At 49.1% G+C, this 17708-nt stretch carries 9 protein-coding genes; all 9 read right to left on the reverse strand.

From position 1 onward, the window contains the following. Nucleotides 1–5: 5 nt before the first annotated feature. Nucleotides 6–1136, reverse strand: a complete 1131-nt coding sequence (locus ACGE0T_RS08865) for an ATP-binding protein (RefSeq protein WP_004291480.1) — start codon at nucleotides 1134–1136, stop codon at nucleotides 6–8. 301 nt (nucleotides 1137–1437) lie between these two features. Next, nucleotides 1438–2043 carry an RteC domain-containing protein gene (locus ACGE0T_RS08870; protein WP_004304269.1) on the reverse strand — a complete coding sequence of 202 codons (606 nt, stop codon included), beginning with the start codon at nucleotides 2041–2043 and terminating at the stop codon, nucleotides 1438–1440. Between the two features lie 238 nt (nucleotides 2044–2281). Further along, nucleotides 2282–2704: a dihydrofolate reductase family protein gene (locus tag ACGE0T_RS08875; RefSeq protein WP_004291474.1), complete on the reverse strand. Its 423-nt coding sequence runs from the start codon at nucleotides 2702–2704 to the stop codon at nucleotides 2282–2284. 279 nt (nucleotides 2705–2983) lie between these two features. Further along, on the reverse strand, nucleotides 2984–4306 hold the full coding sequence (locus tag ACGE0T_RS08880) for a sigma-54-dependent transcriptional regulator (protein ID WP_004291471.1): 1323 nt from the start codon (nucleotides 4304–4306) through the stop codon (nucleotides 2984–2986). Continuing rightward, nucleotides 4299–6617: a hybrid sensor histidine kinase/response regulator gene (locus ACGE0T_RS08885; protein WP_004291467.1), complete on the reverse strand. Its 2319-nt coding sequence runs from the start codon at nucleotides 6615–6617 to the stop codon at nucleotides 4299–4301. Before ACGE0T_RS08885 ends, ACGE0T_RS08880 begins: the two co-directional genes overlap by 8 nt. Then, a complete protein-coding gene (tet(Q), locus tag ACGE0T_RS08890; protein ID WP_004291466.1) occupies nucleotides 6617–8542 on the reverse strand; it encodes a tetracycline resistance ribosomal protection protein Tet(Q) in 1926 nt (641 codons plus the stop codon). The genes ACGE0T_RS08885 and tet(Q) overlap by 1 nt, the downstream gene beginning before the upstream one ends. Nucleotides 8543–9199: 657 nt before the next feature. Continuing rightward, complete coding sequence (locus tag ACGE0T_RS08895) at nucleotides 9200–15016, reverse strand: N-6 DNA methylase (protein WP_004291462.1); 5817 nt, start codon at nucleotides 15014–15016, stop codon at nucleotides 9200–9202. After that, entirely contained in the window at nucleotides 15006–15458 is a 453-nt protein-coding gene (locus ACGE0T_RS08900; RefSeq protein WP_004304266.1) for a DUF1896 domain-containing protein, read from the reverse strand. Before ACGE0T_RS08900 ends, ACGE0T_RS08895 begins: the two co-directional genes overlap by 11 nt. Nucleotides 15459–15620: 162 nt before the next feature. Beyond that, nucleotides 15621–17708, reverse strand: a complete 2088-nt coding sequence (locus tag ACGE0T_RS08905) for a type IA DNA topoisomerase (protein WP_004291456.1) — start codon at nucleotides 17706–17708, stop codon at nucleotides 15621–15623.

Genomic DNA, 17708 nt, shown 5'->3' on the forward strand with positions numbered 1-17708 from the left:
ATTGATTATACGAACTCCAAATAATTCTCCCGATTTACCACATGAAACTCGGCATAGGGATAGGCTTCTTGGAAGGCTTTCGGTGCGGCCGGCATTTTATTTCCCCACTTGAACTCCAAGGCGGTAAGACTGTCGGCACTCTCCTCAATCAGGTCGATTTCCTGTTTGTCGTAGGTGCGCCAGAAATAGAACTCCCTGTGCAGTCCCTCATTGAAGTTCGCTTTGCGCCGCTCTCCGATGATGTAGTTCTCCCACAGCGCACCGACATCCTGCCGAATGGCCAGCGGTGAGAAAGCCCCGATAATGGCATTGCGAATGCCGTTGTCGTAGAAGTACCACTTGCCAGCTTTTGTAACCTCCTTGCGTAGGTTACGCGAATAAGCCCCCAGACGATAGATAACGAAGACCTTTTCCAATAGGTCGAGGTATTTTTCAACGGTCGTCTTGCTCATGCCGAGTTGTTTACCTAACTCTTCGTAAGAAACTTCGCTGCCCAACTGAAAAGCTATCAATCGCAGTAGATCGCGCATCTTGCTCGAATTTTTTAAGCCGTCAATTGCTAAGATATCTTTAAGCAGGTATGCACCGACAATATCACGTAGGTAGTCTGTTTTACGTTCATAGTTCTCCATCATTACTACTTCGGGATAGGAACCGTAAATCAAGCGCGCTTCGAGGTTCTGGCGGGTTTCAAGTGCCGTTTCCGTCTGTGCGATTTCCCGTTGCGAGAATGGTGTAAGGAGAAATTGCGTACTGCGGCCGACCAACGGTTCACCAGTCTTATTCAGCAAATCGAATGACGAAGAACCACTTGCCAAGACACTTATTCCCGGTATTTCATCAACTATCAACTTCAGAATACTACCGATTTGTGGTATGTTCTGTGCCTCATCAATAGCCAGCAAATCAATACCATCCAATAAATGCCGATAATTGGCTATTGAGCGATTCTCCAATAGTGCTAATGTGTCGTAGTCTTCGCCGTTGAGCATCATCGTCCTACCTGAATAGTTGTCCACAATTTTACGCATCATTACCGTTTTACCAACACGGCGAGCACCAAAAATCAGTACTGCTTTATTGGGCGCGATTCGTGCTGTAATCTTCTCTTGAAGTATTCTATTTACTGTTTCCATACCTTATAAAATATAATGCAAAGATAATCATATTTTTTTAATTGGCGAATTTTACAAAAAAAACGGGCTATTAAATGGCGATTTTTACAACCACAATCTTATGGAAGTTGTTTCATTGTTTTTAGTAATGATATATGTTCATACTATGATGACTCAATAATTTACCAGACATACGTTTCTGAAATTTGTCCTTATAGGAATGAAAAACTCACATATATTGTGCTAATTAATATATAATTAAATGAAAATAAAAAGACAGGATACGAGTATTCCTGTCTTCTCATATGTAATGGATATTTTTTTATTTTCTCATCCGCTCCAACTCCTCATCACGCAACATTCTCTCGTTCAGTTTTTCCTGCATCCTGTCAATGAAATAGGTGCGGCTTTCGTTCTTCCGGCGTTTGATATCAGTGTAGAAGCGGTAGCAGTCTTTAGAATCAACCCCGAATATCTTATAGAGAAGTGGGGCGAGCTGTTTGAGCGGCATATTGCCGTTGTTGATGCAGCCCATCACGTCTATGCCGTAGATAAGTTCCACGAGGTCGATGGCATTGCCCGTCCATTGAAGAAGGCTGGCGGTGGTTTCTGTTGCGTTGTTGGCGGATATTAGTGGTGGCACTTGGGGCGTGGCAAGGAATTTCTGCATCTTTCTTACGAAAGACAGAGCCTTGCTGACGTAGGCGGCAATCTCTCTTTTTTCTTCTGACAGATTACGTACGGGATGGTGCTGCAACTCGATTTCGATGTAGGCAAGCGCGATGACGGTAAGGTTCATGTCCATGCCGCCGTTGCACAGTTCGATCACTTGGGTGGCGAAAGCCGTGTATGCCGTTTCCATATTGCAGTCGCCGGCTTCGTTTATCAGGCGGAAAAAGTCGGTTTCCGCCAGCAAGAAATAATTCATGGTTCTGTCAATTTTGAAAATTACACTTTGTTTTCTGCGTGCGCACATGAATATAATTGGCAAAAAACGCGGCAGAAAATAAAAAATCCAACACTCAATTTTACAAAGTGCTGGATTTCAGAGGTATAAAATTCAGTATTTTTTCACAAGGACAAATTATCTCCGACTTAAATTGTTTGTAATCGGAACATTTATTCTATTCCTGAAAATAGAAATGTATGCTTGCCGCACATTTTGGCTATCTTGCTTTTTTATCAAGGATATAGATAATGCGACATACACCGTTGGGATAGCTTTTCAAAGAGGAAAGCGTCCAGTGTTGCTCTGGCAGAGCCGACTTAAAAAAATGTCGTCCGCTTCCGGATATGAAAGGAACGGTGTATAGTATGATTTCATCCACAGCGTGCATCCGCAGCAGTCCGTTTATATAGTCTGCCGTGTCCGGTGTGGCTTCCGCGAGGTAACGGATGTTTGTGCAGTCTTTTCTCCATTCGTGCAGCATTGAAATGGAATAGTCCGGTGTCACACGGTAAAAGGCTTTCTTCCTGATTTCATCAAGACCGCAACGGTCAAGGCACAAATCCTGATGTGCTTTATCATATAACTCTGAAGAAAGACATCCGTCCATCGTCAGTACGGCGAGAATCTGAACTTTACCCATAATCGTTTCCTTTCGTTAGGCAAGGGTAAAAAAGTAGCGTGCAATTCACACTACCTTCAAGCGATGGCTCTGGTAAAGCCTTTACGGAGAGTACGTGAATGCACGCTATGCGTAAGCATAGCATAAGCATCACGCAATCGTCTCCGTAGTTCCAATTTACCAGATTTTCGCTTGAAACGCCTTGCGGTCTTATCCTATATGTTGGCGGCGAAAAGCTCCTGCCAATCGCCGTTTTTCTCAAATGTTATGCAAAGATAGCCAAATTCAGTGAATTACGGGCTATGATTGCTTGAATTTATATTTAAGTCCATACTCTTCAAGTTTGCTGTATAGTGTTGTCCTGCCTATGCCGAGCAGTTCTGCGGCGACACTCCGGTTGCCGTTTGCCTGTTTCAACGCACGCAATATCCGCTCCTTATCCTCCGCGTCATTGCGCAAGGCGAAGCTGACAGTAGAGGTCGGTTTCGTCACGGCAAGTTCCAGATGCTCTTTCATGACAACACCTTCCTGCGCCTGCAATACAGCACCCATAACTTTCTGCCGAAGTTCCCGCACGTTGCCCGGCCATGCGTGTGTCAGCAACGCTTTACGTGCTTCGGAACTGAACCCGCTCACGCTACACTCCAGCTCTCTGTTTGCCATATCACGGAAGAACTCTGCCAGCGGCATAATGTCTTCTTGACAGTCACGCAACGGAGGAACGGTTATCCCGAAGTCGTGCAGGCGGTACAGAAGATCCTGCCGAAAACGCTTTTCATTCACCGATACCTCCAAATCTTCATTGGTAGCAGCGATGATGCGGACATTGAAATTCCGGTCTGCCTTGTCTCCGACCGGGCGATACCGCCTCTCCTGTATGGCACGGAGCAACATCTGTTGGGTTTCCAACGCGAGGTTTCCTACCTCGTCCAGAAACAACGTGCCGCCTTCCGCCTCATGGAAATATCCTTTCTTGGCATTGTCCGCACCTGTAAATGCACCTTTGACGTGTCCGAAGAAAGCCGACGGTGCAAGCTCTTTGGAGAGTGAACCGCAGTCCACCGCCACAAATGGCTTGCCTGCACGTTTGCTCTTGTCATGCAACAGGTGGGCAATATGCTCCTTGCCCGTGCCGTTCTCACCAAATATCATCACGCTCATATCGGTGGCGGCTACCAGCCTTATGCGGTGCATGATTTTCTGAAAGGCGGAACCTTCACGGGCGAATATAGGCATACGGCGTTGTCCTGCCTGACGTTCTTTCAGTATGGAACGGATCAGGGGGACAAGTTTATCCTCCACAAGCTGTTTGGGAATATAGTCTATCGAGCCGAGTTTCATGCTTTCCACGGCGGTATTAACTTCGGCGTAGTCGGTCATAATGATGAAGGGCTGCATCTTTCCCTCCTTTCGCATCCAGCACAAAAGGTCTATGCCACTGCCGTCAGGCAGACGCAGGTCGGCAACCACGATATCATTATCTGTTGCCTGTTGCAGATGTTTCTTCGCGGTTGAGAGGTGGTAAGCCTTCATATTGCGGTAGCCCTCCCGTGACAGCATATTGCAGACATATTCGCAATACACGATGTTGTCTTCCACCACAATTATTTTTGTCTTATTCATCTTCGTATTTTCTCCTTTCCTCTTCTGCCAACCGTATTATTTCCACTCCCTTATCCAGCACGGCAGTCACGGCATGGCTTAACGCTTCACCATCCGGGAGAGCATCGCCACGAAGCAATCCGTAAAGTACATTCAGCGGTTGGTCGGCACGGAGCACCTCCCACGAACTGCGCAGGTGGTGGATCAGGGAATCCAGCTTTTGCAGGTCTTTTTCTTTTGCTGCATCCCGTACCGCCTGCATTTCCTTTTCTGTTTCAGTTATCAACTTTTCCAGCATGACGGCTTCATTGCCATAGGACAATAAGGCGGAAAAGTCCGGTTTCCCGTCCGGTGTCGCTTTTATGGCACACCTGTCGGAAACCTCCATCAGTTCCGATATGGAGAACGGTTTGAACAGGCATCCGGCAAAGCCTTTTGCCAATAGTTCCCCTTTGTTACAACTGCCCGAAGCGGTTGCCACAACCACCGGGATTGTTGGTGAATTGCCCACGTTGGACGAACGCAACAGTTCCAGCAATTCGAAACCGTTTATATCGGGCATATTCAAGTCTGTCAGCAACAGGCTGTATTCTTTCTGGCGTATCATTTCCATCAGTGCCGCAGCATCGGTGCAAGTGTCGCAGTGTATTCCTTCTTGGGAATACATCTCTTTCAGCATCAGAAGTAATACCTCATCATTGTCAATGGCGACAACATCATGGAATTTATTGTTATGATAAACAGGTGTATTGCTTGTATATCCAAGCTGTTCTTCAGCTTCCTGCATAGAAATTTCAACTGTGAAACGACTGCCTTTCCCTTTCTTGCTGTCTAAACGGATTGTTCCGCCAAGCATCGACACAATATTACGCATTATGGCAAGCCCAAGCCCGAAACCCTCCTTTGCGGCGGCATTTGATAGACGTTCAAACGCACCGAACGCTTGTTTCTGTTCCTCTTCTGTCATGCCTGTACCTGTATCTTCAACGACCAGTGTCAGAACTCCATTATCATATTCAGTAATCAAAGAAACACCGCCTTCTTCTGTGAACTTGACAGCGTTTGACAGCAGGTTATTCCCGATTTGTATTATTCGCTCTTTGTCGGTCAATACAATGGCATCGTGTCCAGTCTTCACGGACAAGGACAGCCCTTTGTTCACGGCAACAGGCATGAACTCCGTTTCAAGTGTGTGCGTGATTGCTGAAATCCGGCAGGGTGACAGACGGGGCTGTTCCTTGCCGTTGTCCAGGCGGAAGAAGTCAAGCAAAGTGTTAAGCATATCCCGCATACGGTCGGAGGATTGCAGTATGTTTTGGATATACTGCCCGGACTTATCCTCACACTGTTCTTTCCGTATCAGTCCGGCATAGCCTGTTATTGCTGTCAGCGGTGTGCGCAGTTCATGGGTGATAGTATGTACCGCCTTCTTCCTTGACGTTATCAGTGCCTCGTTCCGTTGTACGGATTGTTCCAGTTGCCTTATCAAATCAGTTGTCTTGTGCTTGTATTGTTTAATGCTTTTTGCATCACGATGTATGATGATGTAGGAAATTAACAACAATAGAAGAACGAATCCCATTAAACCGCCTACTTGCATAAATGACTTTTCACGCATGGCAACTATTTCGTTTTCCCGGCTTTGCAGTTCGGTTTGTACCTTTTCTTCTATTTGGCAAATCAATTCTTGCAGTTGTCTGTTAAGTTCTGCATTACGAGCTGCAAGGCTGTCGGCTTGTTCCGACAATTGGCGATCCTGCACTTTCTGTTCGCTGATTACGTTTCTATTGACCGAATGAAGGATAGTGGTTGATACTGCTGGAGTTACTTCCTTTTTTTTGCCGAATATGCCTAAGAAACCTTTTCGTTTTGGCTTTTTGGACTGTTCCTGCACACTTTTCTGTACAATAACCGGAATTTGATTGGCTATCTTCTTGTTAATAGATTGTTGTTCATCCATTAACCGGACTATCTGGAACATCTGTCGTTCCTTATCCTCTAAAAGACTGCGCACACTATCGATGCGCTCTGCTGGATAGGTGGCCTTGAAACGGCAGAGCATACTGTCCATTGCCATACGCCGTGCATGGTAATGCTCGATATCTTTATCGTTCCATTCCAGTATTGTTTCACCCAATAGAGAAAATTTTATCATTTGAATATTGATATTGTTTATTTCTTTTCGGAGCTCGTCTATTTTTTTATTGCCAAGTTCTAATGCTTCTATCTCCTGCCATTCATAGAGGCTATTATATGCCATACATCCGATAAGAATGGAGATAAGTATATATCCCAACCGTATTGCCTTATAGAAATTTCCTGACCGCTCCATTATTTTAATGACATTGATTTTTGGAACATGAATAAAAGTTTATCTTTTTCGTTCATGCGGATATTATCAGAATAACCGTCTTTTGTTATTTGATACCCACATGGCTTAACCATAAAAATGCCTAAGCCCTTAGTGTACGAACTTACTTCTGAGGCATAGTCTTTACTTGTATTTAATGGAACTTTCCCTTTAATATGACACCACTCATTATTACAACTGATGTCTTCAATCTCAGACATCAGTTTTTGCAAATCTGTAATAGCTTTGGAACTCGCTACTTGGGGTATCTGCAACTCAAAACAGAGCATCGGTTCGAGAATGTCCACACCTGACTGTTGCAAAGCCAGCCTGAAGACATAAGGGGTCAGCTGTCTGAAATCAGCAGGTGTACTTACCGGGCTATAATACTCGGCTTGAGTAAAAGTTACTTTCAGATCTGTCACTTCCCATCCATGTAAACCAGATTGGCAAGACATACGAATCCCTTCAAAAACGGCATTTTGAAAAGAATGGTTCAGATAACCATAGGAGATGTCACTTTCGATTTGCAACCCTGCCCCTAACGGTAAGGGTTCAAGAGTCAGCCCTATTGTGGCCCAGTAAGGGTTGGGTGGTACTTCGATCTGAATAATCTTATTGACCTTTTTTATAGGTCGTTCTTTGTAGATAGTCTTGATCTCATCAAAATGGACCTTTACGGAAAATCGTTCTTCCAGCAATGTCTGTATGATTTCCTTTTGGGTCAAACCATATAACGAGATTTCCAATTCATCACTATATGAGTTTATGGAAAAGGACAAAGACGGGTCTTCAATCCACAATGTATTCAGAGCGGATATCACCTTGCTTCTCTCTTCGGGCTTATTTGGCCGGACGGAGGATTTGAGAGCGGGATGCTGATGAGATAATCCTTGAATCAAACAAGGTTTAGCACCTAAATAATCTCCGATTCGAAAATCTTCTATATCTTCTACAATCGCGATATCATTGGCACCCACTTCATCAACATTTATCTCTCTGCCCTGATAAATAGTCTTTAGATTTTTAATCTTGATGAATTTTTCCGAATCGTTGATTCTTACAACGTCTCGAAGTCTCAGACTTCCGTCAATTATTTTAAGAAAACTTCTTTTATGCCCTTTGGGGTCATGCTCTATCTTATAGAGATAAGCTGAAAGTCTGTTTGAGACTGATGCCGGAGGAAGTATAAAAGAAGAAATGGCGTCCAACAACTCATTGATACCGATATTGAACATTGCTGATCCATGTAGCACCGGATAGACTTTGGCTTTTGCCACAAGAGCGATTATCGTATTCCAATAATCAGCCGGTGAAATTTCGCTATCCGCCAAATATCGTTCTAATATATCGTCGTCATGGTTGCATACAAATTCTTTGTATTCTTCCTTTATATATGTTTGGGAGCAAACCGGATAAACCGATCCATCGACAACAGTTTGCATAAACAGGACATCTTGCGACAGATTTGTTTTTATATCCATATACAAACGCTCCAAATTCACACCGGCACGGTCAATCTTATTGATAAATATAATTGTCGGGATTTGCAGCTTTTGTAAAGTACTGAACAGCAACTTTGTCTGCGCTTGTATGCCTTCCTTTGCGGATAAGATGAGGACTGCTCCATCAAGCATTTTGAATGTCCGCTCCACTTCCGCAATAAAATCCATGTGTCCCGGAGTGTCAATGATATTGCATTTCACTCCATTCCAGATAATAGATGTCGTAGAAGCCCGGACAGTAATTCCTCTACGTTTCTCTATATCCATAGAGTCCGTTATGGTGTCACCATTATCCACACGGCCGCACTTTTCCGTTGCTCCACTGGCAAACAGCAGATTCTCGGTTACGGAAGTTTTTCCTGCATCAATGTGAGCAAGAATTCCTAAATTTATAATATTCATTTGGATTAAGCAATAATATACTACAGTAGATGCATTGTCGAAACGCACCTTTTAATACCTCCTCGTAGCATATGAGAACTACAGGATTACTAACTCGTATTAATATGTATATTATTACTGCCGCATAACGATTACAAAATTACACAAAAAAATATATCTAACAAAAGTGGGAGGATTTTTTAACTTTTTACCATAGACATTTTATTAGGGAAGCGTAGGTTCAACTGGCAAGTACAAATAAGTAGAAATGTTTGAACAACACCGTTTTAGGAAGTTGAAAAATCAAGTTTCTCTCTCGGTATAGCGTTTATTTTGGCCAATATCTTCTTTAGTTTAGCATTTGTGTATTTCCCATTCGTGTTCTATTTAGCTCCTTATTATGAGTATGTAGCAAGTTACTTATCAAATTCAGCCTCTTTGAGGGTCAAATATGGTTTTGCAAATGGTGACTGACAAGACATAAACAAGGTCAGCAGGAATTTTTTACATAAATGGACATGAATGTATATAACCTAAAATAAGAATAAATTTTAATAAGGGCTGCCCAAAAAGAAAAAAATGCAGTTGCCATCCTATAGATACTTGCAGAAAGGATAAAATTTACTTTTAGACCTTTTGGGATAGCCCTTATTAATACTTCAGATAAAATTCCTTAGGTTATATTTTCAATCCTTTGGACCGGGTTTCCTCCTTGGCATACAGTCCCGGACGCCCGATTATGACATGGTTGGCAACGATACTATCCGCCGGACTGCGTATCTGCGGCGGTGCATTTTCGGGATATTGCGCCTGCCTGTTCCTCACATCTTCCGCTTCCGGCTTGAGCTGTTGCCCTTCATTCTCCTTTTCTGCGACTTCGGGCGTGGGTGGCGCAAGCTCCAGCTGAATTTTTCGGTCAAGGGCGGCAAGTTCGGACTTCAACTGCTTCAGCTCGTCCTCCTTCTTCCACACCTTACCCGCTATCTCCTGTAACTGCGGTATCTCCATCTCCAGCACCTCGTTCTTCGCCTTGTACTGGTCGATGATGGAGGGTATCCTCTCCATCGCGTTGAGGAAGTTGCGGGCGGCGGCCAACGGGTCAGCCATCGCCAGATGCCCGTTGTTGTAGGTGTACTTGTAGTTCCCCTCGACCACGAAGCGGTTGTCGGTGAACTCCAATCCCTCTTTGAGTATCCTTTCGCTCACCACCTTTATCGGAAAACCGTAAAGTTCACCGACCTGCGTGTACAACCCTCCGGTCGTGGCATTCTTGGCTATCTCCTGCAAACGCTTTCCGATGACCTTCTCATCGGCGGAATCCACTCCGTCCACCTTTATTATATTAAGGCGGTTGCCCTCCTTGTCGGTCTGCACCACCGACAGGAAGCGGTTCCAGTCCTCCGTCATGGCATCTATGAAAGCCGTGTTGTTGCGCAACTCGCCGGTCTTTGACTCCAGCTTGAACTCCGAATCACGCTTGCCCTTGTTGAACGACTTGCGTTCCCCTTCGAGCGATGCGATCCGCTTTTCCAGTTTCGCCTTGTCCAACAGGTCGGTATTGCCGGAGAGCAACGCCATGTATTCCGAGAAATTCATGCCCGATTTTTCGTCCATTGCCCCCTCGTCGATGGTACGCGCACCCATCGCACCGCTTTTGAGCTGGCTTATGAAAGTCTGCTTGCAGTGCAGGAGGTTGAACTTGTAGCTGTCCAGTGACTTCTCCACCGCGTAGATGATTACATCCACGTTGTTCCCGGCGAAATGTTTGGCAATCTCATTACCTGCCCTAACTCCGCGTCCGTCACGCTGTTGCAAGTCGGACGGTCGCCACGGCGTATCGAGATGATGGATAGCCACACACCGTTTCTGGGCGTTCACACCCGTTCCGAGCATAGAGGTAGAGCCGAACAGCACACGCACCGTCCCGGCGTTCATGGCGTCTATCACCGCCTTCCGCGCCTTGTCGGTCTTGCACTCCTGAATGAAGCGCACCTCGCTTGGCGGTATACCGTAGTCCTCCGTCAGTTTGCGCTTGATTTCCGAATAGACGTTCCACCCGTCGCCCGGCTGGTATGTCCCCAAATCAGAGAAAACGAACTGCGTGCCTTTCTGGGCGTCGTATTTTTGATAATACTCCGCGATCATCTTGGCACAGTGACTCGCTTTGTTGTCGGGATGATCTTCGTAATTCGGGTCTATCATGCGCATGTCGAGTGCCATTTTCCGGGCATAGTCCGTGGCGATGAGCATCTTCGCCTTTTCTTCCGTTTCCGAAAGCGGCAGCCTGCCCAACAAGGTGGCATCGCCCGTCTTGGCGAACTGCATCAGTTTCTGTATGAAGTCCTCCTGTTCCGGCGTGGGCGGTATATGGTGCAGTATCTCGTTCTTGGCAGGACGGTCAACGCCCACATCCTCCGCCGTGCGGTAGTCCGTGATTTCATTATAGAAGGCGGCAAGCTCCGGCACTTTGATGAAGTAGCGGAAACGCTCCTTCTGGACCACATTGTTCGTCACGTTAAATTCAAAATCCGTCGTCTTCTTGGCAAATATCGCCGCCCAAGCGTCGAAACACCTTATGTCCTGCCGTTCCAGCTCCTTCGGGCGCAGGTACTTGAACAGCAGGTACAATTCAGTCAGTGAGTTGCTGATAGTCGTGCCGGAGAGGAAGGTCGCACCCAAGTCTTTTCCTGTGCGCTCCTGTATGGTGCGTATGGCAAAGAGCATGTTAAGTGCCTTCTGGCTTCCCTCGCTGTTTCCCAATCCCGCCACACGGTCGTGGCGCGTGTTGAAAGTCAGATTCTTGAACTGGTGGCTCTCATCTATGAAGATGTGGTCGATGCCCATCTGCTTGAAATCCACCACGTCGTCCGTGCGTGACTTTATGGCGTGTTCCACCTTCTCCAGCTTCGCTTCAAGGTTGTGCTTGCGCTTCTCCAATCCTTTCAGCATCGCCCGCGACACGTTCTTTCCCTGCTGCCGTAGCACTTCGAGGTTTTCCTCCACCGTGTCAAGCTCTGCTTGCAGGATGCGCTGCTGCAATTCCGGCGACTGCGGTATCTTGCCGAACTGGTCGTGCGACATGATGACGCAATCGTAGTCGTTGTTCTTTATATTATTGAAGAAGCGCACACGGTTGGCGGTCGAAAAGTCCTTCTCCGAAGCGTACAGAATACGTGCGTTGGGATATGCCGCCTGATAGGTGGCTGCAATCTCCGCAACGTTGGCTTTCAGCCCGATAATCATCGGCTTGTGTGCCAAATTCAGACGCTTCATCTCATGCGCGGCGATGCACATTATCAGCGTCTTACCGGTTCCCACCTCGTGGTCGCAAATTCCGCCGCCGTTCTGTTTCAACATCCAGACGCAATCCATCTGTGAGGGATAGACGCTCTTGATACCCCGGCTTGCCAGCCCTTTCAGGTTGAGGTCGGGAAAGGTCTGATGGGAGCCGTCGTAGCGCGGGCGCACGAAACAGTTGAACTTGCGGTTATACATCGTCACAAGCCGCTCCTTGAACTGCGGCGACTGCTCTTCGAGCCATTCGGAGAAGCCGTTTCGTATCTCGTCAATCTTGGCGTTGGCGAGTTGTATTCCCTCGCTGTCGCGCATCTTGATGTCGTTGCCATGCTCGTCCTTGCCGATGGACTTCATCATGTCAGGGCAGGTGTTGTGCAGGGCGTGTTTTAGGAGGTGCATACCGTCATAGTTCCGGTAATACCCCTTCACCAGAAACTCGTCCGTGATTTTCATGGTGCGGTAGCCGCACACCACCGAAAACTCGTCCATGCTTGCGGAATAGGCGATTTTCACCTCCGTGTCGAACAGCCGGCTCATGTAGGCGGCATAGACACCCGTCGGAATCCAGCGTTCCCCGAAATTGAAGTCCAGATCCTCGAAGGCGATGCGCTGCGGCTCGGCATCTTTCAGAGCCTCCAACGCCTGCTTCACCTCCGGCATACGCTCATTTTCGGGATTGTCACCCATCCATGCCTCTATGCGTTCCGCTTTCTCTATGACATTTCCGGCGATGAAACGGTCTTTGATTTCGTAACCGGTCACGAGCGGATTGTAGTAGATGCGCCCTTGCAGGGCAGTGAGCAAATCCTCCGCCGTGCTGTCGGTTATCTCCCGCATATAGTCGAGATTGACCGTACCATATTTGTTGAGCGACGCAGACAGGGCTTCTTCGGGAGAGCCTACGTTGGCATGGCTCTCCACCGCGAAGGAAACAGGATGCTCGAAGATGTCCGCCTTGACGAACTTTCCGTTTTCCATCCGTTCCAGCGAAAGGATGTCGCGCCCGCCCGCATCCATCATCACTAACTTCACGTTCTGCTTGGCGTTGAGGTTGCCGTAGCGCATGACAAACTCATCGTAACAGGTATTCAGATGCTCTCGCCACGGAACATTTGCCTCGCGCCGGAGCGATTCATAACGGTACAGACGCTCGTAGGCGTCACGCAGCGACACATACAACAACGCCTTTTCCTTCTGGTATCCTTTCAGGTCGAGCGGCTGGAATGTCGCCCCGTATGGCGTGATGTCTTTCAGGTAGCCGATGTTATGACGCCCCCGGTCAGCCACCAGCGACCCTTCGCGCAGGTGCATCTCCGGCGTGCGGTGGTAGGCACGCGGAGAAAGGTCCACGACTTCCTCCTTCGGCTTTTCCGCTTCGATGTCGGGGAAAAGGAAAGTCCCCACCGCTTCCGATGGGGTATCTGTAACGGCAGGTGCGGCGACTGCCTCCGGCTGTGTTTCCTCCTGTCGTGGCTGCTCACGGGAAGTTTCCGGCACGGCTTTCACTTCCGTCTTTTCCGCCACTTGTTTCTCGTTATGCTGCCTTGCCAGTTCCCGAAGTTCTTTCCTACGCTCCGGCGTCAAACCCATCATCATTTCATAGAAACCGTTGATGGGAGGATTGGTATCCCAGTCCAGTGTGGCATAGATGTCGTCCGGGTCGGCAGGCTTGGCGGTGTTCTCCGCTTTCACCTCCTTATTCTCCATTGCGGGTTTTGCAGTTGGAGCTGTCGGTGTAACCGTGACTTTCGGTTTGGGCGGAGTGGACTTTGCCGTAACTGCCTTTTTCACCGTCTTTTTCTTTTTGGAGGTTTTCGGTTGGCTGACCTCTTCCGTCATCCCCCAGAGGTCAAGCAGGGTGAGCTGCACGCCTGCGGAATATTGCGGGCGCGGTTCTATCTCCGGCTTTTCATCTGCGGGTTGCGGCTTTTCTGTCGGAGTTTCCACCGTCTGCGCCGAGGATACTGTTTCCAATTTTATGGCAGGACGCTCTACTTTATTTTGAACGGCAACTTTTTCTTCCGTTCCTGCCTGCCGGATTGAACCCGAATACAAGCGCATGGCAAGCCTGTAATGGAAATCCTCGTCGAGCATACGGCGCAAATCCCCGGCGATGCCTGCTGCCTTGCCCTCGTGCAGATAAACCATAGCGGGCTTCCCGTAGGGGTCTGTGTCAAGTTTCGCCATCGTATGCACGATGCGTTCCGGGTGGTGGATGAAATAGGCGTTGTCGGTCAGGGCGGTTTTCGTGTCCGTCTGTATCACGGTCATCAGCCGCTCGTCCTGCGACATTTCCTTCTTGCTGAGGTTCTTTTGCAGGACAATCAGGTCACTGCCCACCTCCGTGCCCGCGTTGTCCGTGAACAGGTTGTTGGGCAGGCGTATCGCGGATACCAGATTGGCCTGACTGAACAGCTCGTTACGCACGGAGGTCTTGGTGCTATTCAATACCCCTTGCGAGGTGATGAACGCCACGATACCGCCGTCACGCACGGCATCCAGTCCTTTGAGAAAGAAATAGTTGTGGATGGTTTTCTGGGCGGAGCGTCTGCCGAAAGAGTCGCTCCGCTGAAACTCCGCGTCGAACACGGCAATGTCACCGAACGGAATGTTGGACACCGCCAAGTCGAAATAATTGTTGAACGGTCTTTCGATTTTCTCAAAACCGCAGGTGCGCATTTTCTGGTCGGGATAGAGATGCCTCAAGATTGTACCCGTGAGCAGATCCTTCTCGAAAGCCATCACATCCGCATTGGGGCTGTGCCGCAGCATGGAATCCACGAACACGCCGACACCTGCCGACGGTTCGAGCATACGGGCGGGGCGGACGCTGTAATCTGCCAGCACGTCCGCGATGGTGTCGGTTATCTCTTTGGGGGTGTAGAAAGCGGTCAGCACGGACGCTTTCAGCGAATCCACAAACCGCTTGTACTCTGTTTCGTCCTTGCTGTTCTCACGGATAAGCCTGTGCAGCTCCACCGTCGGGGCGAACAGTTCGAGGTCGGATTTCGCCCACCGGACGGCATCCGTCAGTTCCTTTGCAGGGTTGAGGATACATTTCAGACCGCCGAAACCGCAGTACCTTTGAAGTATGGCACGCTCTTCGGTTGTCGCTGTCCTATTTTCCCTGTCAAGGATGAATGCCGTCCGTATCGCCTCGATGTTGTCCCGCAGTTTCTGTTTGCGGTTAAACGCCATATTCGTCTAAGTAAAGGACGGTTGCTCCCGTCAGCTCCGTGTAGAGCAGGTCGTAATCGGAAGACAGGGCGAAATTGTCATCCGAGAGGTCATAGACGGAGAACACGTTGCCGACAAGCGGCAGCAGTTTCAGGACAAAGGCTTCACGCTTCTCTTCCGGCACTTCATCGGCAAACTCGTTTTCCACGACTTCGCGGAGGATGGCGTAACGGGAATAATGCAGCCCGCGCAGCAGCGTGTCCATCGCCAGTTCCTGCGCACCATCGGCGGGATAGCCTTCAAGCCGTGCCCTCTCATACGTTTCGGCGGCACGGTCGGCCCGTTCCCGTATGAAAGCGGTGTCGTCAGCCTGTTCAAACTTGTTCGTGCGGAGATAGTCCAGCAGGTACAGACCGTAATAGGAAAAGTCGGTCTGACCCTCGTTTTTCTTCTTGTTGTTCATTACTTTGGATTTAGCGGATTGATAATTAACGGGATAATCGGTTGGAAAAAGGAAGAAAAAGGCACTCGGTATCCCTCCGAGTGCCACCACTAAATCCAAAGTATGAGTGTAATCCGGTATCGAAGAACAATTCATTACTCTGAACAAGTGGCAAAGTTAATACTATTTCTTCCGTCCTGAAAATTTCTTGTCCTTTTTAGCCTCCGGGAACACAAAAGTCGTGTTATATTCCCCGTCAAAGGCGACAACAGCATCGAAACTCTTGCCCTGTTTGCTCTTGAACCCTTTGAGCAGCTTGGTATGCCCTTCGGTGAGCAGGTCTTTGATTTCATCGTCGGACAGGGTGCGTCCCGCTTTCAGCCGGAACACGGGCAGTCCGCACTCCGTGTTGTCGCAGCGTACCACCTTGCCGTAGAACCGCATCCTGCCCGTGCCACACTTGGGACACGCGCAGCCGGAGTCACGGCTGCCGAAGAGCTTGTCGCACGAGATCAGTTCGGAGGTTATCTCACGTGTGTACGCCTCTATCTCCTTGCGGAAGGTGTCGTCGGACAGTTCCCCGCGCTCGATACGCGCCAGCTCCTTTTCCCATTCGCCCGTCATGGCAACATCGGCGATGCGCATCGTCTTGACGACGGAATTGAGGGCAAGTCCTTTTTCGGTGGGAACAAGCGACTTCTTGCAGCGTTCCATGTAACCGCGCTTGAAAAGCGTTTCGATGATGGAGGCGCGTGTGGCGGGAGTACCGATGCCACAGTCCTTCATCGCCTGCCGCAGTGCGTCGTCCTCAATTTCCTTGCCCGCCGTTTCCATTGCCGAGAGCAGGGTGGCTTCGGTATGCAGCGGCTTGGGTTTGGTCTTTCCTTCGGTAATGGACGAGCCTTTCGGTGTCAGCGTGTCGCCTTCCTGCCAGCCGGGGATGGTAATTTCCTCTTTTTCCTCGCCATAGACGGCACGCCATCCGGTTTGCTTCACGACGCTGCCTTTTACGGTAAACTCCACTCCGGCACATTCCGCCGTGACAGTGGTCACATCCTTGACGCATTTCTCAGAGAATGCCTCGACCATGCGCCCGGCAATCATCTGATAGATGGTATTGTCCTCTTTGGAGAGGAAGAGCGGTTTCTCACCCGTGACGAGCAGGGCATGGTGGTCTGTCACCTTGCCGTCGTCCACGCTGCGGCGTGTCGGGGCGGCTTTTGCCCGCACCTTGTCTTTCCATTCGGGCTGTGTGCCGATGAAAGCGAGCAGTTTGGGAATTTCGGCAAACACGTCTTCGGGGATGTAGCGGCTTCCCGTTCTCGGATAGGTTATCAACTTCTTTTCGTAGAGTTTCTGCGCGATTTCAAGCGTCTGTTCCGCCGTGAAGCCGTGCTTGGCGTTGGCTTCTTTCTGGAGCGTGGTCAGGTCGTAGAGCAAGGGAGTTTCCTCCGTCTTCTCCTTGCGCTCGGCTTTCGTGACAGTGGCGCAACCTGCCGCCTTTACCTTATTATATAGTTCCATCGCCGGTTCTTTCTCTTTCCATTTCTCGGAGGATGAGAATTTCACGACTTCGCCGTCGCAACCGTCCGTTGCGATATGGAGCTGCCAGAATGCTTCGGACGTAAAGCGGCGGTTCTCCCAGTAGCGTTCACATACCATAGCCAACGTTGGTGTCTGCACCCGCCCCACGGAATACGTGCCGTGTCCGGCGGCGATGGATAACGCCTGTGTGCCGTTGATGCCCACGAGCCAGTCGGATTCGCTCCGCGCTTTGGCGGCGAGGTAGAGGTTGTCGTATTTGCTGCCGTCTTCGAGTTTCCGCAGTCCCTCGCGGATAGCTTTGTCGGTGAGAGAGCTGATCCACAGGCGCACGAAAGGAGTGGTGCAACCCGTATAGTGGTAGAGGTAGCGGAAGATAAGCTCTCCCTCGCGTCCGGCATCGGTCGCCACGATGATATGTTCGCTTGTGTCGAACAGTCTTTTGATGACTTTTATCTGCGACACCACGCCGCTGTCGGGCTTGTAACCTTTCTCCGTCCTGACCTGACGGGGGACGAGCGTGAATGTGTCGGGAATAATCGGGAGGTTGTCACGGACAAATCCGCGCACGCCGTAGCCGTCGGGCATGGCAAGCTGAACGAGGTGTCCGAATGCCCATGTCACGGCATAACCGCCTCCCTCGAAATATCCTTCCTCTCTCTTTGTCGCGCCCACGATGCGGGCGATTTCACGTGCCACGGAGGGCTTTTCTGCAATGATTGTCTTCAT

The sequence above is a fragment of the Parabacteroides sp. APC149_11_2_Y6 genome, from assembly GCF_054506995.1.

Coding starts and splice junctions, on each gene's coding strand:
- ACGE0T_RS08865 (WP_004291480.1), bottom strand. CDS start 1,136: ATGGAAACAGTAAATAGAATACTTCAAGAGAAGATTACAGCACGAATC.
- ACGE0T_RS08870 (WP_004304269.1), bottom strand. CDS start 2,043: ATGAATTATTTCTTGCTGGCGGAAACCGACTTTTTCCGCCTGATAAAC.
- ACGE0T_RS08875 (WP_004291474.1), bottom strand. CDS start 2,704: ATGGGTAAAGTTCAGATTCTCGCCGTACTGACGATGGACGGATGTCTT.
- ACGE0T_RS08880 (WP_004291471.1), bottom strand. CDS start 4,306: ATGAATAAGACAAAAATAATTGTGGTGGAAGACAACATCGTGTATTGC.
- ACGE0T_RS08885 (WP_004291467.1), bottom strand. CDS start 6,617: ATGGAGCGGTCAGGAAATTTCTATAAGGCAATACGGTTGGGATATATA.
- ACGE0T_RS08895 (WP_004291462.1), bottom strand. CDS start 15,016: ATGGCGTTTAACCGCAAACAGAAACTGCGGGACAACATCGAGGCGATA.
- ACGE0T_RS08900 (WP_004304266.1), bottom strand. CDS start 15,458: ATGAACAACAAGAAGAAAAACGAGGGTCAGACCGACTTTTCCTATTAC.
- ACGE0T_RS08905 (WP_004291456.1), bottom strand. CDS start 17,708: ATGAAGACAATCATTGCAGAAAAGCCCTCCGTGGCACGTGAAATCGCC.